Annotated in this window: 21 protein-coding genes; 13 read left to right on the top strand and 8 right to left on the bottom strand. The window is 56.6% G+C overall.

Going from position 1 to position 22,145, the window contains the following annotated elements; translation table 11 throughout:
- The first annotated feature begins 249 nt into the window (after positions 1-249).
- The 6 genes from P3T17_RS32115 to P3T17_RS32090 all read left to right on the top strand — a co-directional run bounded on the left by P3T17_RS32115 (position 250) and on the right by P3T17_RS32090 (position 4,478).
- Positions 250-690: a hypothetical protein gene (locus P3T17_RS32115; RefSeq protein ID WP_429410763.1), complete on the top strand. Its 441-nt coding sequence runs from the start codon at positions 250-252 to the stop codon at positions 688-690.
- A 131-nt stretch (positions 691-821) separates the two neighbouring features.
- Complete coding sequence (locus P3T17_RS32110) at positions 822-1,784, top strand: AraC family transcriptional regulator (protein ID WP_429410761.1); 963 nt, start codon at positions 822-824, stop codon at positions 1,782-1,784.
- Between the two features lie 91 nt (positions 1,785-1,875).
- Complete coding sequence (locus P3T17_RS32105) at positions 1,876-2,373, top strand: methylated-DNA--[protein]-cysteine S-methyltransferase (protein WP_429410759.1); 498 nt, start codon at positions 1,876-1,878, stop codon at positions 2,371-2,373.
- Between the two features lie 251 nt (positions 2,374-2,624).
- The gene (locus P3T17_RS32100; RefSeq protein WP_429410757.1) at positions 2,625-3,167 is read left to right on the top strand and encodes a carboxymuconolactone decarboxylase family protein; all 543 of its coding nucleotides are present in this window, start codon (positions 2,625-2,627) and stop codon (positions 3,165-3,167) included.
- A 54-nt stretch (positions 3,168-3,221) separates the two neighbouring features.
- Positions 3,222-4,046, top strand: a complete 825-nt coding sequence (locus tag P3T17_RS32095) for an isocitrate lyase/PEP mutase family protein (RefSeq protein WP_429410755.1) — start codon at positions 3,222-3,224, stop codon at positions 4,044-4,046.
- A 39-nt stretch (positions 4,047-4,085) separates the two neighbouring features.
- Complete coding sequence (locus P3T17_RS32090) at positions 4,086-4,478, top strand: RidA family protein (RefSeq protein ID WP_429410753.1); 393 nt, start codon at positions 4,086-4,088, stop codon at positions 4,476-4,478.
- Positions 4,479-4,547: 69 nt separating this feature from the next.
- Here the strand turns inward: P3T17_RS32090 and P3T17_RS32085 are convergent, their stop codons facing one another.
- Positions 4,548-5,477 (bottom strand): intradiol ring-cleavage dioxygenase, encoded by a 930-nt coding sequence (locus tag P3T17_RS32085; protein ID WP_429410751.1) that lies wholly within the window; start codon positions 5,475-5,477, stop codon positions 4,548-4,550.
- 137 nt (positions 5,478-5,614) lie between these two features.
- Positions 5,615-6,544, bottom strand: a complete 930-nt coding sequence (locus P3T17_RS32080) for a LysR family transcriptional regulator (RefSeq protein WP_429410749.1) — start codon at positions 6,542-6,544, stop codon at positions 5,615-5,617.
- Positions 6,545-6,678: 134 nt separating this feature from the next.
- On the opposite strand from P3T17_RS32080, the gene P3T17_RS32075 reads away from it, so the two are divergent.
- The gene (locus P3T17_RS32075; protein ID WP_429410747.1) at positions 6,679-7,419 is read left to right on the top strand and encodes an SDR family oxidoreductase; all 741 of its coding nucleotides are present in this window, start codon (positions 6,679-6,681) and stop codon (positions 7,417-7,419) included.
- 229 nt (positions 7,420-7,648) lie between these two features.
- The gene (locus P3T17_RS32070; RefSeq protein WP_074268588.1) at positions 7,649-7,861 is read left to right on the top strand and encodes a tautomerase family protein; all 213 of its coding nucleotides are present in this window, start codon (positions 7,649-7,651) and stop codon (positions 7,859-7,861) included.
- Between the two features lie 196 nt (positions 7,862-8,057).
- Here the strand turns inward: P3T17_RS32070 and P3T17_RS32065 are convergent, their stop codons facing one another.
- Positions 8,058-8,504, bottom strand: a complete 447-nt coding sequence (locus P3T17_RS32065; protein ID WP_429289079.1) for a lipocalin-like domain-containing protein — start codon at positions 8,502-8,504, stop codon at positions 8,058-8,060.
- A gap of 619 nt (positions 8,505-9,123) precedes the next feature.
- Between P3T17_RS32065 and P3T17_RS32060 the strand changes: the two genes are divergently transcribed.
- Positions 9,124-9,876, top strand: coding sequence for an SDR family NAD(P)-dependent oxidoreductase (locus P3T17_RS32060; protein ID WP_429410745.1), 753 nt, complete (start codon positions 9,124-9,126; stop codon positions 9,874-9,876).
- Between the two features lie 167 nt (positions 9,877-10,043).
- Positions 10,044-10,676 carry a class I SAM-dependent methyltransferase gene (locus tag P3T17_RS32055; RefSeq protein ID WP_429410743.1) on the top strand — a complete coding sequence of 211 codons (633 nt, stop codon included), beginning with the start codon at positions 10,044-10,046 and terminating at the stop codon, positions 10,674-10,676.
- Positions 10,677-10,773: 97 nt separating this feature from the next.
- On the opposite strand, the gene P3T17_RS32050 is transcribed toward P3T17_RS32055, so the two are convergent.
- Complete coding sequence (locus P3T17_RS32050) at positions 10,774-11,685, bottom strand: LysR family transcriptional regulator (RefSeq protein ID WP_429410741.1); 912 nt, start codon at positions 11,683-11,685, stop codon at positions 10,774-10,776.
- A gap of 552 nt (positions 11,686-12,237) precedes the next feature.
- A complete protein-coding gene (locus tag P3T17_RS32045) occupies positions 12,238-13,707 on the bottom strand; it encodes an MFS transporter (RefSeq protein ID WP_429410739.1) in 1,470 nt (489 codons plus the stop codon).
- Between the two features lie 141 nt (positions 13,708-13,848).
- On the opposite strand from P3T17_RS32045, the gene P3T17_RS32040 reads away from it, so the two are divergent.
- On the top strand, positions 13,849-14,706 hold the full coding sequence (locus P3T17_RS32040) for a LysR family transcriptional regulator (protein ID WP_429410737.1): 858 nt from the start codon (positions 13,849-13,851) through the stop codon (positions 14,704-14,706).
- Between the two features lie 767 nt (positions 14,707-15,473).
- Here the strand turns inward: P3T17_RS32040 and drt3b are convergent.
- From drt3b to P3T17_RS32025, 3 genes are all read right to left on the bottom strand, one after another.
- Complete coding sequence (gene drt3b, locus P3T17_RS32035; RefSeq protein WP_429410735.1) at positions 15,474-17,465, bottom strand: antiviral reverse transcriptase Drt3b; 1,992 nt, start codon at positions 17,463-17,465, stop codon at positions 15,474-15,476.
- Positions 17,462-18,808: an antiviral reverse transcriptase Drt3a gene (drt3a, locus tag P3T17_RS32030; protein WP_429410733.1), complete on the bottom strand. Its 1,347-nt coding sequence runs from the start codon at positions 18,806-18,808 to the stop codon at positions 17,462-17,464. Before drt3a ends, drt3b begins: the two co-directional genes overlap by 4 nt.
- A gap of 670 nt (positions 18,809-19,478) precedes the next feature.
- On the bottom strand, positions 19,479-20,129 hold the full coding sequence (locus P3T17_RS32025; protein ID WP_429410731.1) for a hypothetical protein: 651 nt from the start codon (positions 20,127-20,129) through the stop codon (positions 19,479-19,481).
- A gap of 737 nt (positions 20,130-20,866) precedes the next feature.
- On the opposite strand from P3T17_RS32025, the gene P3T17_RS32020 reads away from it, so the two are divergent.
- Together P3T17_RS32020 and P3T17_RS32015 are read left to right on the top strand one after the other, a co-directional pair.
- On the top strand, positions 20,867-21,049 hold the full coding sequence (locus P3T17_RS32020; protein ID WP_429410729.1) for a hypothetical protein: 183 nt from the start codon (positions 20,867-20,869) through the stop codon (positions 21,047-21,049).
- A 232-nt stretch (positions 21,050-21,281) separates the two neighbouring features.
- Positions 21,282-21,554, top strand: a complete 273-nt coding sequence (locus P3T17_RS32015; protein WP_429410727.1) for a hypothetical protein — start codon at positions 21,282-21,284, stop codon at positions 21,552-21,554.
- The last annotated feature ends 591 nt before the right edge of the window (positions 21,555-22,145 follow it).

Genomic DNA, 22,145 nt, shown 5'->3' with positions numbered 1-22,145 from the left:
TTGACAATCGGATGACCGGTTACGGGGCAACGCCGACGCCTGGACGGATGAATTCTTCAGTGTTCTGTTCCCGTATTACCCGGCTTCAGTTTGCGATATCAAGTAGAGACGTTCCCGTGCGCAACGCCGGTAGTCTGCCCACCATTATCGACACCAATCAGGCAACGATTTCGTATCGTTGCAATCGGGCAAGTGGGCAAATGTGGCAGTTGGCTAGAATGGACAACCCCGACCTTGACGACCCACGCCATGGAATCATCCGAGATCTATCAATCCGGCTTCTACACCCTGAGTCAGGCACATGGATTTCGCTTGCCTGGTTACCTCATCCTGAGTTCCAACACGCCCGTTTCCCGGTTCTCTGACCTTCCGTTACAGGCGGACGCTGACCTTGGCGCTTGCATACGTTTGGCGGATACTTTATTGCACACACTGTTGGCACCGGAGCGGGTATACGTGTTGCGATTCGGCGAGTCGATTGAAGCGATCCACTTCCACATCATTCCGCGGACCAACGAGATCGCATTGCAGTTCTCTGCCCCGGACCAGGTGCAGCCCGGTTTAAACGGGGCGGATATTGCAAGTTGGCTATGGCATAACCATGACGCCCTGGGCTACTCGGATATGGACATCGACTCGTTCATACAGCGGGCAAGACAGTTCGTGAAGGAAACCCGGTCTTTGAACTAGCGACACCTGGCCGATGCGGCGCTCGCCAGTTTGCAGGCCAATCGAAAATAGACAAACTCGCCCATATGCTGACATAGTGAGGGCGGAATCCAACCAGTTTTTCAATTTTTCCGTTCCGCCACCCCATACGAATGCCAGCCGCAACGCCGATCCCCTCGCCTCGTGTCTCCCCCGTCGATCTGAACGAACTGATCACACTGCTCGAGATCCGCGTGCTGGGATTGTCCGAGTGTCTCGTCAGCCAGGGCTTTGTGCTCGAACTGGACGGCAACGACGCGCCCGGTATCCACTACATCCTGTCTGGCGAAGGGCTGCTGCATATCGACGGCGCAGAGACGGTGCCGCTTGCACCGCATACGCTGCTGATCGTGCCGCCCCGTCACCCGCTGAAGCTTGAGGTTCCCGCGGCCAAGGCCGGCATCGCGCCGATCGTCGTGCCTGGGCGCGAGCACAAGCAGGTCGTCGATTCGATCAACCGGTTTCGCGCCGGCACCTCCGAGCCGATGACCGTGATGATCTGCGGCTATTTCAATGCAGCATTTGGCGCATCCATCAATCTCTTCGAAACGCTGTCCACACCGATCGTCGAGCAATTCGACGCGTCCGACCGGCTCGACGTCTACCTCCGCACCGCCTTCGATGAACTCGTCGCCCAGGAGATCGGTGCAGGCGCCATGTCGGGGGCGTTGCTGAAACAGGTGATCGTCGCGCTCGTGCGCCGCTCGCTGAAAACGAACGCGCTCTGGCTCGAACGCTTCGCGCTGCTCGGCGATCCACAGATCGCGCGGGTCTTCGCGGACATGGTCGCCCGCCCCGCCGCGCCGCACAGCGTGGCGAGCCTCGCAGACGCGGCATTCCTGAGCCGGTCCGCCTTCATGGCCCGCTTTTCGGCGGCCCTCGGCCACTCGCCGATGCAGGTCCTGCGCGACATCCGCATGCGACAAGCCGCCGCCCAGTTGCGCACCGGTGATCTGTCGCTGGATCAGGTCGCGCGCAATGTCGGCTATGCTAGCCGCGGCACCTTCGTCCGCGCATTTCGCGAAGTATTCGGCACCGGCCCGGCCGGGTATCGGTCAGACGCCGGACACGCCTGAACTGCCGGACGATTTGCACTATCTGGCGGACCCCATGCAGCGCCCTCCCGTCCATACTGACTCATGTCAACCCATGGACTGGAGGTTCAAAATGGCTCCCGAATACATGATCGTCGACTCGCCAGTCGGCAAGCTCAAACTCGTTGCGCGCGATACGAAGCTGGTCGCCATCCTGTGGGAGAACGAGCGCAAGAACCGCGTGAAGCTGGGCGAGATGCAACCGGCGGACGACAATCCGGTGCTGCTGGACGCCGCCCGGCAACTTCGCGAGTACTTCGCTGGCGAGCGCACTCGATTCGATCTCGACATTGCGATGGAAGGCACGCCGTTCCAGAAGCGCGTGTGGGACGCGCTGCTCGACATTCCGTTTGGCGAGCGGCGCACCTACCGAGACATCGCGACGCGAATCGGCAACCGTCAAGCTGTGCGGGCTGTGGGCGCGGCGATCGGGCGCAATCCGCTTTCGATCATTACGCCGTGCCATCGTGTAATCGGCTCGTCGGGGAGTCTGACCGGCTTCGCTGGTGGCCTTCCAACCAAAGCCCTACTGCTTGACACGGAAGATCGGGCAGCACGAAAACCCGTCTGAAGACGACACGCAGGTCACCCACCTCTCGACCGGCGTCACGTGTCAGCGCGCAAGCGCTGATGCCTGGCGCCGGCTTTTTTTTTGCGGCGATGTCATCACGCTCCGCATCGATCCGCACAAGCGGACTTTCGCGGTGGTTTGCCGGACTTTTTGCACGGCATGTGCCTCTAGACTTTCTATCAATGCAAACGCCAACACAGACGCGTTGGACGCAGACCCGCTTCCCTCTTTCGATCATCAGGAGAACCATCATGACCCGCATTGCGCTTCCCACCGACGAACAGATTCCCGCCGCGTCGCGCCCCGTTGTCGACGCCATAACGAAGCAACTGAAGATGACACCCAATCTCTTCCGCATCATGGCGCTGAGCCCGAACGCGCTGAACGGATGGGCCGGACTGCAAGGGGCACTCGCGAAGACGCTCGACACGAAGCTGCGCGACGGTATCGCGCTCGCAGTTTCGCAGGTGAACGGTTGCCAATACTGCCTGTCGGCGCACTCCCACGTGGCGAGTACCCTGGCGAACATCGACGACGACGAAATCCGGCTCAATCGCGCCGGCCAATCCGGCGCACCGAAGACGGCGGCGGCCGTGACGTTCGCGAAGAAGCTGATGGAAACGCACGGCAAAGTCAGCGAAGATGATCTGCAGGCGGTACGCGCGGCGGGCTTCACCGATGCCAATATCGTCGAAATCATCGCACTCAGCGCACAGTTCCTGTTGACGAACTTCGTCAACAACGCGTTCGACACCGAAATCGATTTTCCGGTCGTCGAAACGGAAATTGGCTAAAGCCGAGAGCGTTCGGGAGCCCACACGGGTTCCCTTCCTTGTCAGGAGTCCGTTATGTCACGCACCGTCACCGAAAAGCGCGCCGCGTTCCGCACGCTGCATGAATCAGGCTGCTTCATGCTGCCGAATCCCTGGGATGTAGGGAGTGCCCGCTACCTCGCAAGTCTGGGTTTCCAGGCCATCGCGACCACCAGCTCCGGCTTCGCGTGGTCAACCGGTCGCGCGGACAATCACGTAACACGCGAGATCATCCTCGCGCATCTGCGCGAGATGGTCGCAGCAACAGACCTGCCCGTGAATGCCGACTTCGAAAACGGCTTCGGTGCAGATCCAGCCGACGTCGCTGAAAGTGTCAAGCTGGCGGTTGAAACAGGGGTCGCGGGTCTGTCGATCGAAGACTCCACCGGCGATGCCGCAAGCCCGCTGTTTCCGGTCGATATCGCAGTTGCGCGGCTCAAAGCGGCACGCCAGGCAATCGACGAGAGCGGCGGCGACACGTTGCTGATCGGCCGCGCGGAAAACTTCTTCGTCGGTGTGCCGGATATGGACGATACGCTGACACGGCTCAAGGCCTACGCGGCAGCCGGCGCTGATTGTCTGTACGCGCCCGGCATCCAGACGCGCGAACAGATCGAAGCTGTCGTTGCCGCGGTGGCGCCCAAGCCCGTGAATGTGCTGATCGGCTCGCAATCCGCATTTACGCTGCAGGAGCTGGGCGCGCTCGGCGTGCGGCGTGTCAGTGTCGGCGGCGCGCTGGCGCGGGCTGCGTGGGGCGGCTTCATGCGCGCCGCGCAGTCGCTCGCGAACGGACGCTTCGACGGATTCACCGATGCCGCGTCAGGCGCGCAGCTCAACGCGCAGTTTCGCGACGGTGCTTGAGATTCGCTCAACATCAATCCATTTTTCAAGGAGAACATTATGGCCCGCGAAATCATCCGCGTGGAACCGCTGTCCAGTTGGCTCGAACGCTGGAAGGCGCCGACATCGGCCGTCACGCGGCACGGCGACACGATCTACGTGTCCGGTTTCCCGCCGTTCGATCCGCAGACCGGCGAAGTGCTGGACGCACCAATCGAGGAGCAAACCCGGCGCGTGCTGGAGCAACTGAAGCTGTGTGTAGAGACGGCGGGGTCGTCGCTCGATCAGGTGCTGAAGTGCAACGTCTACTGCACCTCCGTGGCGATGTTTCCGGTCGTCAACGAAATCTATGCGCAGTTCTTCGGCGCGCAGCCGCCGGCACGGATTTTCGTTAACGTGCCGGCGTGGCCCGGACATTTCGACATCGAAATTGATTGCGTTGCGGCGCTGTGAATATGGCGGCGTGCTAGCGGGCACGGAAAAGCGTGCGCCTCAACTCGGCATCGTTTGGTCCACGTTCGATCACTCGCGGATCGACCCGGCAGGCACCGTCTTGAAGTCGACTTTGTTGTCGACGGGCACGGGCGTGGCATCAGGATCGACCGCTGCGACGATCCGTGCGCGCAGTCCCTTCGCGGGGTCATTGCCATATAGCGGCGCGACGCGCGCAATCGACGTCAGGCCCTGCTGCCTCGAGAACACGGGATCGTCGTTCTGCGTCGTGCGGAGAGTGCGGTGATCGCGGTACGGTGCAAGATCCATTAGTTGTACCATCAACTTCTCGGGAAAGAAGATTTGCCCAACGTGCGACACGTGACTGGCCGCATGTGTCGAGCCCGTGCCGCGAACCTTGAAATGAATGTGGTTCGTGCGCCCTTCGTACACACCGGGCACGATTGTCTGGAAGGTCACGAGGCCATCGCGACTGGTGCGCTGGATGCCGCGCAGGAAGGTCAGATGGTCGCTCGGCTGCATTTTCGGCGGCGGCCCCGGCGGATGGCCCCGTCCTCTGGGCGGCTGGTCCGGCGGTTGGCCGCCCGGCGGCGGTCCGTCGGGCCTCTGCCCACCGGGACCGCCGGGCCCTCCCGGGCCGCCCTGCCATGTGCCCGGCGGCGGTTCCGGCGGAGGGGCGTTCTTCGTGAAACCCGAATAGACGCCCAACGCGTCGCATTGCCAAACGTCGATAATCGCGTCCACCAGCGGCACGCAGCGGCGCGCGTCCATCACCTCGATATCAAGAATCAGCGGGACACCGGGCCGGCCATCCGTGATGTCGCTACGCAGGAGCTCGTCGTCGAGATAGTACGGACCGACCTCCTGTTCGGGACTCAGCTTGCATAGCGCGGGATCGGTTTGCGCGCCCCATGCTGCCTTCTGCAACGGCAACGCGGTGCCGACGACGAGCGTCGCCGACAGGAACCGGCGACGCGTAAATGGTGCTTCGAAAGCCATGAAGGACTCTGGAAATAGACGGTCGTCCAATGTATGGCAAAACCATGGATTCACGGTTACTCGCCCATTTCACCGCCTTAACGCATGCCGGTCGATGGCTCCTCGGCCTTCCGCCATTCACACTCTTTCGTGAAGGTCTATAGCACTCTTGCATCCAACCCGCTGTCACCGCCGAATTTCGCCGCGTACACCTGACTCGCCCAATCCACGAAAGCACGGACCCTCGGAGCGAGCTGCCGGTGCTGGGGATAGAGAATATTGATGGGTAGGCCCGGACTCTCCCACTCCTTCAGGACCTCGACGAGGCGGCCATCGGCAAGCTCGTCCTCCACGTGGAAGCGGGGCAACTGAATCAGACCCGCTCCGCGCAACGCACAGACAACATAATTCTCAGCGTCGCACACCGAGATCCAATTACCCAGCTTGAATTCAGTGATCTTCCGCTCGATGCGCAGTTCGATCGCATAGGAGGACTCACTCGTCTGGGAAAAGAAGCCAACAGCTTCGTGCGAGGCCAGGTCAGCCGGTGTCGAGGGCGCACCCAATCGCGCCAGATAGGCGGGGCTCGCGCAAATGACCTGCGGTACGACGGCCACAGGCCGTGCGATCAGCGACGAGTCGCGCGGGCGCCCCCCACGGACCACGCAATCGACACCTTCGCGCACGAGGTCGACGAGGCGATCGCCGCTACTCACCACCAGTTCGATACCCGGATAGCGCGCACGAAACTCGTCGATGCGCGGCAACACGATGCGTGTGGCGTGCGTGCCATGCAGGTCCAGCCTCAACACGCCACGCGGGTTGCTGGTCTGATGCGAGAACGACGACTCCGCATCATCGACCTCGCTCAGGATCCGCACGCAGCGCTCGTAAAAAGCCTGGCCGTCGAGTGTCGGCCGCACGTGCCGCGTCGTTCGTTCGAGTAACCGAGTCCCGAGCCGCGCCTCGAGTGCCTTGATGGCATACGTCGCGGTCGCGCGCGGGATGTCCACCATGCTCGCGCCTTTGGTGAAACTGCCCTGCTCGACAATCCGGACGAACAACTGCAGCGTGTCAAAGCGATCCATATCCGCCGATCTCGATTAGTTATTCCCATTGAATAGTCATGGCAATTTACCACCATTTATCCAGGCACTCTGTGCGGGAATAATCGCTCTCAAGGCAGTCGACCACCTGAGAGTCACTCTGCAAAGGAGCAAAAATGGAAACTGGTTCTTCACGCGTGGCCATCGTGACCGGCGGGTCACGCGGTATCGGGCGCGCGATCGCCTTGCGCCTTGCACAGGATGGCCTGGCCGTCGTCGTCAATTACGCCGGCAATGAAGCCGCCGCACAGGACACGGTGGAGACCATCCGCGCTGCCAGCGGCATGGCCATTGCGTCGCGCGGGGACGTCGGCACCTCGCAGGACGTCGAGCGAATCTTTGCCGACGCCCGACACGCGTTCGGGCGCATCGACGTAGTGGTCAACAGTGCCGGTGTGATGTCGCTCGGCACGATCGCGGATGGCAACCTGCCCGCCTTCGACGCCATGATCGCCGTGAATCTGCGCGGCACGTTCCTGATGATGTCCCAGGCCGCGCAAGTACTTCCCGACGGCGGCCGCTTCGTCGCGCTGTCGTCGAGTGTCATTGCGAAGAATTTTCCCGGCTACGGCCCGTATATCGCCAGCAAAGCCGCCGTCGAGGGCCTCGTGCGCGTCTTCGCCAACGAGTTGCGCGGACGCGGCATCACCGTGAATGCTGTCGCGCCCGGCCCAGTTGCCACCGAGCTCTTCCTTGCCGGCAAGTCTGAAGCGTTGATCGCCCAGATCGCCAATCAGGCGCCGCTCGAACGCCTCGGACAGCCCGAAGACATCGCATACGCCGTGTCGTATCTCGTCGGCTCCGAGGGCGGCTGGATCAACGGTCAGGTCCTGCGCGCCAATGGCGGATTCGCCTGAGCCCCGCGCGAAGGCCGTCCCATCACCTTTTCCTGATGTAGGCGTCGCATGTCGTCAGTCATCCTCATCACCGGCGCGTCAGGCGGATTCGGCGCGGCGACGAGCCGCTGCTCTAGAGCCGGGCGCCCCTGCGTCGCGCCCGGTAACACCAGGTTTGCGAATCGCCTTCGCAATGCCCAGGTGCCGAAAGCCGGCACCTCGTTTTCAGTCCTCAATAAAGGAGTCTTTCATGCCATTTGCCAATTACAAGTTTCCCGAGGGCACGCTCGATGCCGCGAAAAAAGAAGAAATCATCCACCGCACGACGGCCATGTTCGTCGAATACTTCGGTGAGGGCGTCCGTCCTTACTCGATGGTTCTCGTGGACGAGGTCGCCGACGGTGGTTGGGGACGCGCCGACGAAACCCTGACGATGGAGAAGATGGGTATTCCGCACAACTGATGTCCATACGGGCGCGAGGATTACCGCCTTGCGCCCGTCCGATCGCAAGTCCGATACACCGGCATCTGCTATTCATGTACGCCTGCTCATCCCCCTGATGGGTATCGAGCATTCAGGCAGGCGAACAGTGAAGCAGATTCGGAGTTGCCCTCGTCTGTGTTGAGCGTGCGTTTAGAACGCACGCCGCAGATCAACTCTAGTCGACCTTGACCCATACCAACACGGAAATGCTTCCCTTGCCAGTTACTGGATTCCTGGCGGGCAGCGTTTTGATGTACAAGTACTTGCCTTCGATGCTGAACTGACGCACCTGGGTCGTCCCTGTCCAGAACTGATTCCATGATGCATCAACATGATGACTAATCCTGTCGCCCTCTATGCTGTAGGTCCCCGCGTATGAGCTAAACCCGCCGTAGAGATCGACGCGCTCGGCGTCGGTCGGAACCAAATCGGCTGGCGCCTTTCGCCCTTCCTTGACCAGAATTGCGTACATCCGGCCGTCGGGACCATAGCTGAGATAACCGCTTGGGTGAGCGCCGAACAAATCGGTCTTCTCGCCTGTGTCCAGGTCTTCAGTCGTGAAGGATTGTAGCTTCCACGTTCCTAGCTGCGGACCGGTGCAGTTCTGTCGCTCTTGTGTCATAGCGCCCACCCTTCCAACACAAATACGCCGCGTGGCCTGAAACTGAGTCGAGCGCCTAGATGACGCTCATTCCCGCATTCCGGCTCCGGCTTTGCGTTCTCCGATTCTATCGACACTACTCGCAATCTTTAACCAGATCAATCGATCTCATATGAATGGAATTGCCCGCTTACAAGCAATTTCCGAGGCCGTTGCAAAGCTCCGTCTCTGGCCGGCTACTGCCTGACTGCGATCGGCAGCCCGCGGACCGAACCGGTCAGTTGGACGTCCTTGAAGCAGACGGCCATGGGACTGTTCCAAACAAACTATCCTTGCCGTCGACAACGCGAGAGAGATCACTTGCAGTTCGTTGCGGTCCCGTCCGCGGAGCCGCCGTCACAGTCAGCGCATGAAGTTTATCGGGCCCGTAAGTGGCGTCCATCTACGGAAGAGATGGATTGCATCTCGATTTGTCGTCTTCTCAGGAGACAGGTGCGCTCCTACCATTCGTGTTCGACCAGCGGGCCGATCTGCAAGCTCTCGCGCTTCTAGCGGGGAGCTTGGGTCGTCGTCCCGTTGCTGGGCTTCGGCTCCGCCAATCGCGGCGCCCCGCTTTTCAATTACGAAAGGATGAAAGATCATGAAAAACCTGGAAGGCAAGATTGCAGTCGTCACGGGCGGAAGCAGTGGGATTGGCTTGGCCACAGCGAAGCGCTTCGTGGATGAAGGCGCGCATGTCGTAATCAATGGGCGCCGAGAGAAAGAGCTGAAAGAGGCCGCCACGCTCATTAAGAAAAACGTTACGACGGTCGTGGGCGATGTGTCGCGCCTGGAAGATCTGGATCGCCTCTTTGCTGTCGTGAAAGAGAAGCATGGTCACATCGACATTCTCTTTGCGAACGCGGGCGCGGGGACAATCGCACCGCTCGCGGTAGCTAGCGAGGCCCATTTTGACCAGACCTTCGACGTGAACGTGAAGGGAATGTTCTTTACGGTGCAGAAGGCCCTTCCCCTCCTCAAAGACGGCGGTTCGATTATCCTGAACTCTTCGGTCTCGAACGTACTCGGGCTTCCAGGATTTACTGCTTACGCCGCGAGTAAGGCGGCTGTGCGCAACTTCGCGCGCGGTTGGGCCTTGGAGTTGAAAGACCGCAAGATCCGCGTGAATTGTATGAGCCCCGGAGCAATCGATACCCCGGCCTTGGCGACTACGACGGGCCTTACCGCTGAACAGGCCGAGCAAGCAGTCGCACAGTTCACCACGCAGATCCCAATGGGCCGCAGGGGCATGCCCGAGGAAATCGCCGCAGCAGTCACGTTCCTCGCCTCTGATGAAAGTTCTTACATCACCGGTATCGATCTTCCCGTCGATGGGGGCATGGCGCAGGGCTGACCCGACGCGGTCCTGTGGCTGGACTGCGCCGAGAAGAACATCCCGGAGTACATTGACGCGCAGGCGCCGGCCTTAGCGGCATTCTTCGCGGTCTATGGCGAATGAGCCGTGGACCGATGCCTTGCACGTCATACGCTCGTCGAATTCTCTACCGTGAAGGAGATCCCATGTACGACCAATCCAAGCTGGCGGAGTTGATCCGTTTCTCACGCGTCGATGCGGGCGCCACCGTCATCGACGTTTACCCGGGCGACGGCAACTGGACCCGTCTCTTTTCAGACGTTGTGGGACCCGAAGGACGGGTCTACAGTTTCGTGCCGGCCGAAGTTGCCCACTTCAAGAACGATCCGGTCGGCCTCATGCGGACGCTTGCGAAGGAGCCGGGCCGAGAGAACGTCGAGGTCGTTTCGACGGACCTCGTGGCGATGCCGCAGGCCACTCGATCGGCTGATGTCCTGTGGCTGCACCTGTTCTACCACGACCTCCACACTGCGCTTATGCAGGCCAAAGGCGCGACGGCGGCGGAGTTCAACCGAGCCGTCTACGAGCGACTGAAGTCCGGTGGGTACTATGTCATCGTCGATCACGCCACCGCCGCCGGGGTGGGTACGAGCAACGCCCAGTCGCTGCATCGGATTGACCCTGCGTCCGTGCGCGAGGAGGTGGAAGCGGTGGGCTTCATACTGGACGCGGAAAGCACCGTTCTCGCCAACAAGGACGATCCGCACTCGAGCAAGGTGTTCGACCCCGCGATCAAGGGTGAGACCGATCGCTTCGCCTATCGGTTTGTGAAGCCCTAACAAGTCCCGGCAAGACGGGCTTTGTGATCTACCTTCTGGCTCGCGAGGTCGAATGACTTTCGGTTAAGGCCGCTGCCTGGCGCTAGAGTTTTGCGGGTTAAGGCGACTCTTTTGCGCTCGACCAGTCTTTCAGATGCTCAACGAGCCAGCGACCGGCGGGACCAGGAGGCGCTGCGGCTGGGTAGACGGCAGAAATGGTCAGCATGGCTCCAGCGCGCGGGACACCATCGACGTCAAGTGCGACCAGGTCACCGGAGGCGATGTCTTTCTCCACCATGTGAAGAGGCATCCCTCCCCAGCCGACACAGTCCTTGAGCAACGCATATTTCGTGGACAGATCGGCCAGGCGCCAAGTCGTAGACGATAGGACCCCGTAGTCGCGGCCAGCGAGCAGCTGTGAACGATCGGTCAAGACCAGTTGCACGTGCCTGGAGAGTTCCTTCCTGGGGATATGGCCCTCGAAGTTTGCAAGCGGGTGGCCACGCGCAGCAACCATCACCAACGGGACGGTGCCGAGGCGGTCGACAGCCAGCGACGGGAAGTCCATTGGGAGTGAGGCGAGGATTCCCAACGTGCAGCGCCCCTCCAGTACCGGCTGATACCCAGCACCCAAACCCTCCACGAAGATCCGTAACGGCGTCAACGGGAAGCGTTTGGCGAACGCTCTGGCTGCCTCGCTGATGACGGCAGTGGGAAAGAAGACATCGAACACCACGGAGAGCTCGGCCTCGACCCCCGAGGCCATGAGCTTTGCCCGAGCTTTGAGGGTGTCGACACCCGACACGATGGCCCGCGCATCCGCAAGAAGGAGCACGCCTTCAGGCGTTAGTTTTGGGAAACGCCCTGACCTGTCGAATAGTGTGATGCCGATCTGCTCCTCCAAAGCACTCACCCAGCCGCTGACTGCGGACTGCACGCGGTTCAGGCGTCGAGCCGCCGCGGAGAAGCTTCCTTCGTCCACCGCGGCGATGAATGTTCTGAGCTGGTCGAGGGATACGCCGTCGAGCATATAAGCCTTTATCTATCTCTGGGAGGGATGTCTCGCATCGCAATATACCGGCTTCTCAGAGTGGGCGGCGGTCCCCATCTTCTCCACAAACACATTCACGGCTCCGTGCGTCATCGTGGCTGTGCTACTTCTGGGCCGAACGGCGACGCCTGTAATCGACCCTCAGGAAACCTTAGCATTGTACGAAAGGAGACATTCGCAACATGCGTCAAATGAGAAGATACGGACGAGAACTCATCTATGCGCCACAGATTTTGCCTGATGAGGTCACCTTCATTCCCAAGGTGAGACAACATGTTGAACAACCGATACAAACTGGCATCGCGTTGTCAACCGTAATGGCCGTTCACGGTGTTTTTAGGGGTTCCCGATCATGGTATTCAGAAGCGTGAATTGGCGGTTCGCCAGCACATGACCCTGAGCGGCCGTTTAATCGAGCTCGGCAACAAGACCGCTTTCAAAATACAGCGGTCGTTCATCTTTGTTCGGAATTGGTAGGTATGTGGAAAACGTGGTGAGGGTTCGTAGCCGATAAAACCAAAACGGCCGAACTTAGCCGCGGCTTGCTCCGGTAGAAGTCGTTTTTGCGAGCGCGTGCCGCTGATCGGGCAGGAATAACGAAAGCACTCCGCCGACTGCCAGCAACACCACGTTGCAGCCGAGCGCGACGGCAAATGCGTGACCGAACGCAGCTGCTCCGCGGCCAGCACCCAGTTGGGCATAAAACACGCCGCCCATGACCGCAACACCAAGCGCCGAGGCGATCTGAAATGTCGAGATGACAATTCCAGAAGCAAGGCCTGCATGCGTCGGCGCGACTCCGCCGATCACCGCCTTGATGACCGACGGCATGACGGTGCCAAACCCCAGCCCTGCAATCGCGAGACCGATATCAAGGCCGCCCGCCAGCGTTCCCGCCACCGCAAGGAGCGCAACACTGAAGCCGACCACCTGCAGGGCGAAACCGACCGTCAGTGCGAACTTGCCGAGCCGCGCCATGACCTGAGCGGAGGCCAGGGACGCGAGGAAATAGGCAACGGCGTACGGCAACGTCGCCAACCCTGCTTGCAGCGGCGAGAGATGCAGCCCTCCTTGCAGGTACACGGAGAAGGTCAGGTAGAACGACGAGAGCGTATACAACGCAAATGCCATGGCGACGCCGACCGCGAAGCCCGCTTCGCGGAAGAGCGCGAATTCGACAAGCGGCGAACCGCCCTTCGCAGCCAGGCGCGTTTCGAAGCGTACGAAAAGCGCGAAAGCAAACGGCGCTGCGACGAGCATCGCGATGATCCACATCGGCCAGCCGGTTTCCCGTCCTTCTACGAGCGGGTAGACCAGCAGACCCAGGGCAACCGAGAGCAGCACTACGCCGCCAATGTCGAGACGTTGCGCGTGCTCCGCCCGCGAGTCACGCAGAAATGCCAGACCGCCTACAAACGCCACGAGACCGATAGGCACGTTGATCAGGAAGATCGCCTGCCAGGTGAATCCCAAGGGACGCAACGATACGAGCGCGCCGCCCAGCACCTGGCCGCAGATGTTCCCGAGGCCGAACGTGGCGCCATAGAGTGCGAGCGCGCGCCCCTGTTCCGCGGGGGGAAACAATACGCGGATGGAGGCGAGCACCTGAGGCGCCATGACGGTCGCGGTCAGGCCCTGCAGGATGCGCGCCGCCACGAGTGCGGCAGCGGACGGCGCGAGTCCGCACAATGCCGACGCGAGTGTGAAGCCGGCAACGCCAGTCACGAACATGCGCTTGCGGCCAAACAGATCTCCGAGCCGCCCGCCGGTGATGAGGAAAACTGCGTAGGTTGCCGCATACGCCGAGATGATGAATTCGATCTCGCCAGACGTGGCGCCGAGACTCTGCCTGATTGAAGGAAGTGCCAGGTTGACAACGTTGAAGTCAAGGATCGGCAGGAACGCCCCCGTTAACAGAACGGGCAGCGCGAGCCAGCGCCGTGGGTCAACTGTGTTCATGTCGTGCGAAGAATGCGCGCGCGCTTTGTCGAGTGTGCTCATGGGTGTCACCGTTCGTCGAATGGCGATCGGGCGCGAGGATTGACCCGGTCCGCGGTCGGTGAAGAGCACTATGCGACACCACTGGACATAACTAAACGAGATGAGTGAATATATCAGTGATAACGTTTAGAGATGGCAAACATGACAACACTCGATGTCGACGCGGTGCGTGCCTTCACGCTCGTCGCGGACTTCCAGAGCTTCACGCGCGCAGCAGAGGCAATGGACACGACACAGGCTGCGATCAGCATGAAGCTGAAGCGGCTGGAGGACCGGCTCGGGCACAAGCTCATCGAACGTACGCCGCGGCTGGTGCGGCTGTCCGCGCGCGGAGCCTCGTTTCTGGATGCTGCGCGCGAGTTCGTCGCGGCCCATGAGCGCGCACTCGCGGAACTATCCGGTACCACGCGGCGCCTTGCGCTCGGTATTAGCGACCATATTGCGGGTCCTGACCTGCCGGTCCTGCTCACGCGGCTACACGCCTACGATCCCGCCTTGCTGATCGAAGTACAGATCGAATCGTCCCGCGAACTGCTCGACGCGTTCGAACTCGGCAAGCTCGACGCTGCGATCCTGCGTCGCGAGGACGACCGCCGCAACGGGGAAATGCTCGCGCTGGAGCCGCTGGGCTGGTTTGCATCGCCCGGCTTCGTGCATCGCGAAGGGGGGCCGCTGCGGCTCGCGTCGCTCTCAGCATCATGTGGAGTACGTAACGTGGCGACGCGCAGGTTGGACGCAGCGGGGATTGCCTGGGCCGATGTGTTCATCGGTGGGGGTACAACAGCCGTTACTGCTGCCGTATCGGCCGGCCTGGCCGTTGGAGCGTTCGCGCATCGGGTCGCGCCGCTCGGTCTCATCGAAATCGGCGCGCTGCTGGGCCTGCCTGCGCTTCCTCCGTCGGAAATTGTGCTGCATTCCAGTCTCTCGGATACGAAGTCGCGCGAGGCCTTGCGTACGCTTGCAGCCGCATTTCGGGAGCATCGACCGGCGATCCGATAAAGGGCTCGCCCGAGAGTCGAATGATGTGCTTTGTGAAGCTATGGAGCGGCGGGGGCGCCGCATCGGTTGTCAAAATAAGCGTGCTGCTTCCAGGCAAGAAGAGACGTCAGCATGACGAAGCCGTTGGTCAGCGCAATGACCGTTGCTGGCCGAACCCGGGCCGACAGCGACCGCACCATATCGACCCGGAGCGGCCCGTCGAGCTAACTTCCCGTCAACGGGCGTTCCCGAGCCATAACGGCCGTTCACCCAGACTCTTAACCCGTAGGTCAAGTGTTCGAGTCACTCACGCTACAGCAAAGAACTAAAGCGCTTAGCGATTTCGCTAAACCCTTTTGTACGGTCAATCGAGTGTCAACCATACGTCGTCGGGTCCATAGGTGACCGCGCGATGGTCACCTGTCAATTAACGACATCGTTTCACGATGTCATGATCGAGGCCGTGATAGAAGTGCCGCCGATACAATATAAAAAGTCGGGAGGGACCACCCCGAAAAAATCTTCGAAAAAAGCATCTTCTATCGCATTGTTGGCAAAAACTTGTTGCCTGCGTCGTCGGTTCGAGAGGTGTAGGACGCCCGGCCGGTATAGTGTGTGCGCTTTCACGCCACCGATGAGCTGGTGTTGGTACATCCGCTTCCACGCCACCGATGAACTGATGATCTCTCTCCGTTTGAACAAACAACACCCCATTGAGAGTAGCCGGAGGCCTTCATGCTCGGCCCCGTAAAACCTGCCGGTGCATCCCACGTGCAAATGATAATGTTCTAGTAGGTTCTAAGCAATGCCTTCTTTTCAAGTGTTGAGAGCAATTCTGCACGATTCCACGACGTGAACCAGCGGTATTTGGCAAGTTGTTTCTGTTTTTCTAAAACTTCATGGTTACTTGGCACTTTCCCTCTAACCAACTTAAGTAGTCGAAGCGTCAATTCCTTTCGTTTCGCGTCGTCTACAAACGGGCATGCGAGTATGTCAAGTAACAAGTATATTTTTTCCGAATTAATTCTCAAATCAGAGAGATTTGATAAAATAGAATCAACCTCCTTCAGCACCCTTTCTTTTATTTTTTTGTATGATTTTTCAAGGTCATCACCAATATAAAATAACAAAGACGTAATTTCGAAATACGACATCTTTCGATCATCCGACAAATCGACGATTTTTTGAAGTACAGATCGAGAAACAAGATACTGACGCCCTAGCAATTTTAAAGCTGTGAGAATATTAAGAGCTTCTAGGAGCGCGAAATCAGAATTGTCCTTCGAAATTTTTCTGAATCCACTGCTTTCAAAAAATGAATTGGCAAGTGTGTAAATCAAACTTTTTATTTCATTGGAATTTTCTTCCATTTTATTGTCGGCATATCCGCAGGCCAAATCAGCAATAATGCATATCTTTACTGACCCATTTTGGCTTGGGCTAATCGTGTAGAAATGGAAAATCAATTCAACAACGATAAGAAAAAAATTTACGTGATTGGATTTAGATTCATCTTCCGCAAACTGATATTGTCGATTTCCTTCTACAAAAGAGATCAACAGGTTTGATAGCGCTGAAATCATATAACCCGAGACCATTTCGTAGGCCGCTGCAGATCCGATACATGCTGACTTCACCTCGGTCAAGAACGCGACAATAAGTCGGCGTCGGTTGAATATTTTCTTAGGCGGCATTGAAAGATCTACGCATGACGAGTCTTTCTCGCCGGTTAGGCGGCCGACGAGGGCGCTAAAACTTTTTTTGGCCAACTGTAGGGCCCGGCTTTTTTCCGTAATGAATGGTCTCGCGGCTTTGACAGTCTTGCCAGCGTTTAAGTTAAGCTTATAAGCTTTAAGGCAAGTGTCTGTCGTCTTAAGAATTTCATTAGAAATTTCTTCCGACGTCGAAAAAATAAAAATATCGTCGACGTAACGCCGAATCGTATAATCGACGTTATTTTCCAAGCCTTTTTTCTTTAAATCCGATAAAATATTTCTATCAATTGTCTGGAAAATTATTTCGGAAAATATTCGACTTGTTTCTGGTCCAATGATAATGCCAGCGGTCTCGTTGTAATTTGATCGCTGCATAAGTGAGTCGAAAATAGATCCAAACGTATTTTTGACGTTCGCGTTATATTTTGAATACGCCTTTGTTTTTAGTGCCCACGTTACCGAATGGGTATAAATGCTATCGAAACAACGAGCGATATCGATTGACCAAAACGAAGAATACTTACGCTCCAGCGCCAAAAATTCGGTCGAATCAAAAAAATGGTGCAGTCTCGTATAACCTCGGTACGAGAAATACGAAGTCAAGTATCTGCTCTTTGCCTCGGCCTGCCGGGTCGTGACAGATTCTGATCGATATTTATATCGATTTTCTTCTTCGTTTTTCGCATAATATTTACTTGCAACCGCGTCGGGACATCTTATGCTAAACGGGCTTTCTTTGCATGACAGCAAGATTTGCTGATCGAATGTTTTATAAAATTTAACAAACTTTATCTGCGTGCCCGGATGGATCAATGCCAAAGAGCGATAGGACTCGCTATCTTTACGCATCTTATATGGCAACGGAATTGTGTACTCGGTTAAATCCTGTTCATTGAAAAGAAAATCCATTATTTCCGGGAAAAAGCTTTTTCCTTCTTCGTGTTTTTTCCAATGCCAATAAAACCCAACATTAGAAAAAGTGACAGGCACGTCGAATGACGATGTTTCGGTCAGCAACACTCTCGCGTAATCTTCCTTCGCAACTAGACGTCGTACTTTCGTCATTTTTTCCACACCTCTTTCAGCTTTTTAAGCTCTTCGTTAGTAAAACGATGCAGACGACGTTTGTAGAATCCGCTTGCGAATGTGTAGCCCACCAATTTTCGCCGCTTGGATAAATCCAGTTTGCTTTGAATTCGCTGGGAAAGTTTGTGAGTGCTGGAGAACAGTAGGCCCCTCAGTAACGCATCTAATATTATAAGAGAGCAATTATCTCTGACATTTTTTTCGTGATAGTTATAATAAATCCCCGTTTTTATACTGATGCTCGTTACGGGATCGTGAATTACGAAATTCCCTGTCAACGCTTTAACTCTATTTTCAAGTAGAGAAAAAGAACGTGCGTCTCCAGCGCCACCTAAATAGCTCGTGAACGAGCTAATCAATCTGCTCGATATTTTTTCAACTTTATCTGAGCAAATGTCAATTTCCACGTGTCGCTTCGAAATGCCTAGAATGCTGTCGCGAGGGCGATTTTTTTCAAACACTCGAAACTGGTAGCCCAAGTATTCAAAGTCATGGTGCTTCGATATTACATGATTCTTGCTGTCGACCGCTTTCGGAGCATGCAAGTCAGAGATCTTTTTTCCTTTCTTGTGAATTTGAAGGCCGGAAAATATATTTTTGTCCAATAGCGCAACCGCGTCAGCCTTTTTAAAATCCGGCGAGGTCACCAATACGATATCGTCAACGAATCTACCGTAGAAAAAAATCTCGGACTCTTCCCTTATCGCTCTGTCAAATCCGTGAAGTGCAAACTCCGAAAGAGTGGCGCTTATGCCTAAACCACGCGGCAATCCGTGGATATTTTGTTTTTTTAATTGCGTGAAATGTTCGAATATGAGCGACACAGTTAATCGAGAGCATAAGCCGTCATTTAGTAATTGCACCAGAAGCTTTTCTCGATCGATTTTTTCATAAAACGTTTCGATATCAAACCGGAAGACGTTGTACGGCGCACCTTCCTTCAGCGTGCCGACCAGGTTTTTAATCAATGAATCGCGATTTTGCTGACGAATTCGATAGTTCACGTGGATATTTTTTGCGATTAATCGTGACACCAGATCTTGTTCTATATCTTTAAATTTATAGGCGGACTTTCCCCGCACGGTAATGTGCGTCAACTCTTGATGAAAAAGAGTGTTGGCATTGATCTTCGCTAGTGCATTATGTGCAGCCTTTTGTCTATTTTTGTAATCCAAGAGACTTTTGTCTTTTATCAAGTCTCGGTACTGCACGCACTGAGCTATTCTTTTTTCGGTGTAAGCTAATTCAATCACAATGTCTCCAGTGGGTCGACATTTCGATAATGCATTCTCGAAGTGGGGCGTTGGTGCTAGCACCTTCACGCCCTAGCTCCGCTCTAGCGCGTTCACTCGGTCAGCCGAATGTGAGGTCACGTCGCCAAACGCTGGTCTTGTCTCTGGTAACGAAGCGGATTCTCCTTCAACATGCACGATGTGCGGCTTGTTATCTTCCGCGACAGTTATGTTTAAGGCAGCCACTATTTTGCATCATTATTTGCATAATGGTGCGTTTTGTATGTTTAATGATTTTCCGGAGCAGTTCGGTGCAAAGTCGTCCGAAAGGCTTCCGCAGTTCGATCGACGACGACTCAGCGCCGCCGATGCGACGATGCAAAGCTGAAACGTCCTATCGCGTCGAGCTTGGAACATCTCGCGATTTCGGGTTTAGCTACTGATATTCGGATGTCGAGTTGCGGGGGCGGTGCCGACGTCTGAACATCCAGCAGAAAGCGCAACCGAAAGGCCGCTCTTGGCCGATCACCGTCTCATGCAAACCGCATAGACCACCCGAATCTCGCACGGTGGCGATCGGCAGCACGCGACCCACTTCGGCCGTTCAAGCTACCCCAAGGCGGCCGTTCATCTCTCGAGTATCCCTGCAAGCTTGAGCTTTCTACTCGCAGTGGGTAAAGGACCACGGACGCGACCATGCTCCGACGCCATCAGGCGTCGCCGTCGTTCCAGCGTGCTGGGCGGCGGTGGCTACACTCTGTCAGCCACTATTTTTTGAGGACATGTGATTCTTGAGCGCAGTGCACTTCAAGACGTCAAACAGGCTTTGTCTTGCGTCCTGAGCTGCAGAGACGTGTTTCATATCGGCCAAGAACGTCTCTGCAAGCTTCGGCTGTCCTACCTGCAACCTCTTCAGGGTGCCGTAGTATCCCCCGAGCTGATCGAGAAGCCATATATCGCCCTCGATGTAGTTGAAGAGCGCGTCGATATTGTCCGTGTGAGTGAACCTGTCGAACGTTGCAGGAACGCTACGCTGGAATGCGACCTCCTTGTGGATTGTCCACGCCATATATCCCGTATCGTCGGTCAGCTTTTGCCACAGTGGTTGATACTGCACAAAGTGTTCGTGCGTATCGCAACCTATTTCAAGTGGCAAGCCCATCGGAGCTAGATGACAGTATTGATTGATCTGGCTTCGCGTCTCTTCAAACTCGGCGATCTGAGCAGGAGAAACCGTCGGCACGACTTCATCGGTTACATCGAGCAGCTTGATGTATTTATTTTTAGCTGCCTCCAAGTAGTCGGAATCGCAGGGCGACGGTGGAAGCGGGAAGTCCTCACGCAACTGTGGATACGCAGATTTGGCAATCAACAGAGTCAAAGCTGCCAAGGCCAGCCTATTAACCTTCATGAAAAAGTGTTCCCTTGAGAATTTTTTATTACCACTGTCACGGTAGTTGTGACGGGTAACCCCGACGTGGGTGTCAACGATCTAGGTGCTTATGTCGAATGGCCCTGACTGGCCGCAGCCGGTCCGACGCAGACCTCGACCGATGGCTGATCTCAACACGTATGCGAGAGGCATGCACCAACCCACCAGAGCCCTTCAGCTTTCTCGATAGGAGACGTTCGAGGTAAGAGCTATGTCAGTCTTATGTCGGCCCCTGCATAGCCTGGGCCCCCGCGTTCGTGCTCCAAGACGTTGTTTGCGCACTCCAGCCATGCCGGAAATACAGCCGCGTCGATCGGCGTTCCGTTCCCATTTGAGTCGTCCCATAGAGCAAGATTGCCGAGGAGTGCACCCATTGCATCCGGCTTATCGCGCCGTCGCCACTCTCGTCGCAGAAACTCGAACATGACCATGTAGGCTTGACGCAAGGTAACTGTGGATTCCATTGAAGAAGCATCCATTCTTTGCTCGATTCGACTGAAATACTGGAGTCTATCTCGACCTGCCGCTGTTGGCCGACTGTTGTGGTTCGATGCGAATCAGATATCTGCTTCGCATCTCGGATGCTGGTGGACGACAGCACGCAAACCATTTACACACGTCCGCGACGTGATTGCGTGCGAAATTGGTGTGCTAGTCTGATGCGCATCATTAATGTGTGAACGTGAGTGGTTTCAGCTCATGCCTCTGGAGGCCAGATGAATATTCGCCAAAAATTGTCGGCCGTCACTCAAAGTGCGGCGTTGATTGCCTGTACCGCCGGGGTTATCAAATTCCCTCACTGGGATGTGCTTTGGATTTTCGAGTTTCTTGCCGTACTACCTCTGGCCTATACGCTATACACTACATGGGCCGAAGCACGCGACAGAGCTACACTCTGACTTCGTCGGGACCAACAATAGGATCTGCGCGACCGAGCCTTTACGAAAACGTACCCGTCGTTCAAAATCCTGGCTCGTTGCCCATCTCTCCAAGGACTTCTGAGCGAGCCGCGTTGCCGTGCTCGATTGACTCAGATGCTGCCACCTTTAGCTTTCTAGTAGCCTGACCTATTTGACCATCGGGTTTAGGTCCTTACAATCTGACCCGATTCCACAATAGAAGGAAGATTTAATGCCTGCTGTATTCTTAAAGCGCACATTAATGTGGTCAATTCCCGCTGCGTTGATATTCATGGCGCTTCAGTATCATGATTCCGGCAAGATAAATGTCTACACGTTGGCCGTAACACTGGTCGCATTCCTGTTGTGGGGCGGAGCGCTCGAGGTGTTGAATTCCTGGTGGAAGCGTACGTTCTGTACAAGCACATTCGGACTATATGCGTCGGCTGTGTTCTGGACTGCTCTGGCGATCTGCCTGTTTGTGTTTTTCTATCGAATGCTGTAACTGCTTAAGTCTCTTGGGCATGTGGCTATCAGCCTCACATTCCCTCCGCCACCGATTGGCAACGATCTGCATGGCAAGGTCAAAGGTTTCTTCTTGGCCGCACCCAGCCGGACGACGACCTGTGTGCACCGGCCCTGAATGGGCTCCAGCTTATCGAGTATTGTCGCTGCGGCGAATTTCAGTCTCGCCCACGGTTGTCACTTCCGAAGCGGGACATCAGGTAACCGCTGAGCATAAGGGCGGAGCCTATCGCCACTGCCGTGCCACAAACTCTTTCGAATCCGTCGCCGCGGATCGCCACGATCGCTGCGCATATCACCACGAAACCCGCTATGACCGGTAGCAAACGAGCTGCCTGCGATACACCATCTCTTCTAGCCATATATTTTCCCTTGTAGAAGCAGCTACCGGCCGGGCCAATTGCGGTGCGGATGGAATCTGAACCCGGTGCAGCCGATTGTTAGCGATTCCGGGACTAGAGTCGAGTGACTGAAAATGGCCGAGGCTGTGTAAAAACTCTAATGATCGCCTAGACTGAATCAACCTGCTGGAATGAGAGGCGCAGATGGGGCGATTTGTCGAAGGTGCGCA

Source organism: Paraburkholderia sp. GAS82 (genome assembly GCF_050436285.1).
Lineage (GTDB): Bacteria > Pseudomonadota > Gammaproteobacteria > Burkholderiales > Burkholderiaceae > Paraburkholderia > Paraburkholderia phenazinium_B.
The sequence above is the reverse complement of the archived record's forward strand: the minus strand, read 5'-3'. Positions and strand labels throughout refer to the sequence as shown.

Bases quoted from the DNA above. Each gene is read 5' to 3' on its own strand.
- P3T17_RS32115 (WP_429410763.1), top strand. From the start codon at position 250: ATGGAATCATCCGAGATCTATCAATCCGGCTTCTACACCCTGAGTCAG.
- P3T17_RS32110 (WP_429410761.1), top strand. From the start codon at position 822: ATGCCAGCCGCAACGCCGATCCCCTCGCCTCGTGTCTCCCCCGTCGAT.
- P3T17_RS32105 (WP_429410759.1), top strand. From the start codon at position 1,876: ATGGCTCCCGAATACATGATCGTCGACTCGCCAGTCGGCAAGCTCAAA.
- P3T17_RS32100 (WP_429410757.1), top strand. From the start codon at position 2,625: ATGACCCGCATTGCGCTTCCCACCGACGAACAGATTCCCGCCGCGTCG.
- P3T17_RS32095 (WP_429410755.1), top strand. From the start codon at position 3,222: ATGTCACGCACCGTCACCGAAAAGCGCGCCGCGTTCCGCACGCTGCAT.
- P3T17_RS32090 (WP_429410753.1), top strand. From the start codon at position 4,086: ATGGCCCGCGAAATCATCCGCGTGGAACCGCTGTCCAGTTGGCTCGAA.
- P3T17_RS32085 (WP_429410751.1), bottom strand. From the start codon at position 5,477: ATGGCTTTCGAAGCACCATTTACGCGTCGCCGGTTCCTGTCGGCGACG.
- P3T17_RS32080 (WP_429410749.1), bottom strand. From the start codon at position 6,544: ATGGATCGCTTTGACACGCTGCAGTTGTTCGTCCGGATTGTCGAGCAG.
- P3T17_RS32075 (WP_429410747.1), top strand. From the start codon at position 6,679: ATGGAAACTGGTTCTTCACGCGTGGCCATCGTGACCGGCGGGTCACGC.
- P3T17_RS32070 (WP_074268588.1), top strand. From the start codon at position 7,649: ATGCCATTTGCCAATTACAAGTTTCCCGAGGGCACGCTCGATGCCGCG.
- P3T17_RS32065 (WP_429289079.1), bottom strand. From the start codon at position 8,504: ATGACACAAGAGCGACAGAACTGCACCGGTCCGCAGCTAGGAACGTGG.
- P3T17_RS32060 (WP_429410745.1), top strand. From the start codon at position 9,124: ATGAAAAACCTGGAAGGCAAGATTGCAGTCGTCACGGGCGGAAGCAGT.
- P3T17_RS32055 (WP_429410743.1), top strand. From the start codon at position 10,044: ATGTACGACCAATCCAAGCTGGCGGAGTTGATCCGTTTCTCACGCGTC.
- P3T17_RS32050 (WP_429410741.1), bottom strand. From the start codon at position 11,685: ATGCTCGACGGCGTATCCCTCGACCAGCTCAGAACATTCATCGCCGCG.
- P3T17_RS32045 (WP_429410739.1), bottom strand. From the start codon at position 13,707: ATGAGCACACTCGACAAAGCGCGCGCGCATTCTTCGCACGACATGAAC.
- P3T17_RS32040 (WP_429410737.1), top strand. From the start codon at position 13,849: ATGACAACACTCGATGTCGACGCGGTGCGTGCCTTCACGCTCGTCGCG.
- drt3b (WP_429410735.1), bottom strand. From the start codon at position 17,465: ATGACGAAAGTACGACGTCTAGTTGCGAAGGAAGATTACGCGAGAGTG.
- P3T17_RS32025 (WP_429410731.1), bottom strand. From the start codon at position 20,129: ATGAAGGTTAATAGGCTGGCCTTGGCAGCTTTGACTCTGTTGATTGCC.
- P3T17_RS32020 (WP_429410729.1), top strand. From the start codon at position 20,867: ATGAATATTCGCCAAAAATTGTCGGCCGTCACTCAAAGTGCGGCGTTG.
- P3T17_RS32015 (WP_429410727.1), top strand. From the start codon at position 21,282: ATGCCTGCTGTATTCTTAAAGCGCACATTAATGTGGTCAATTCCCGCT.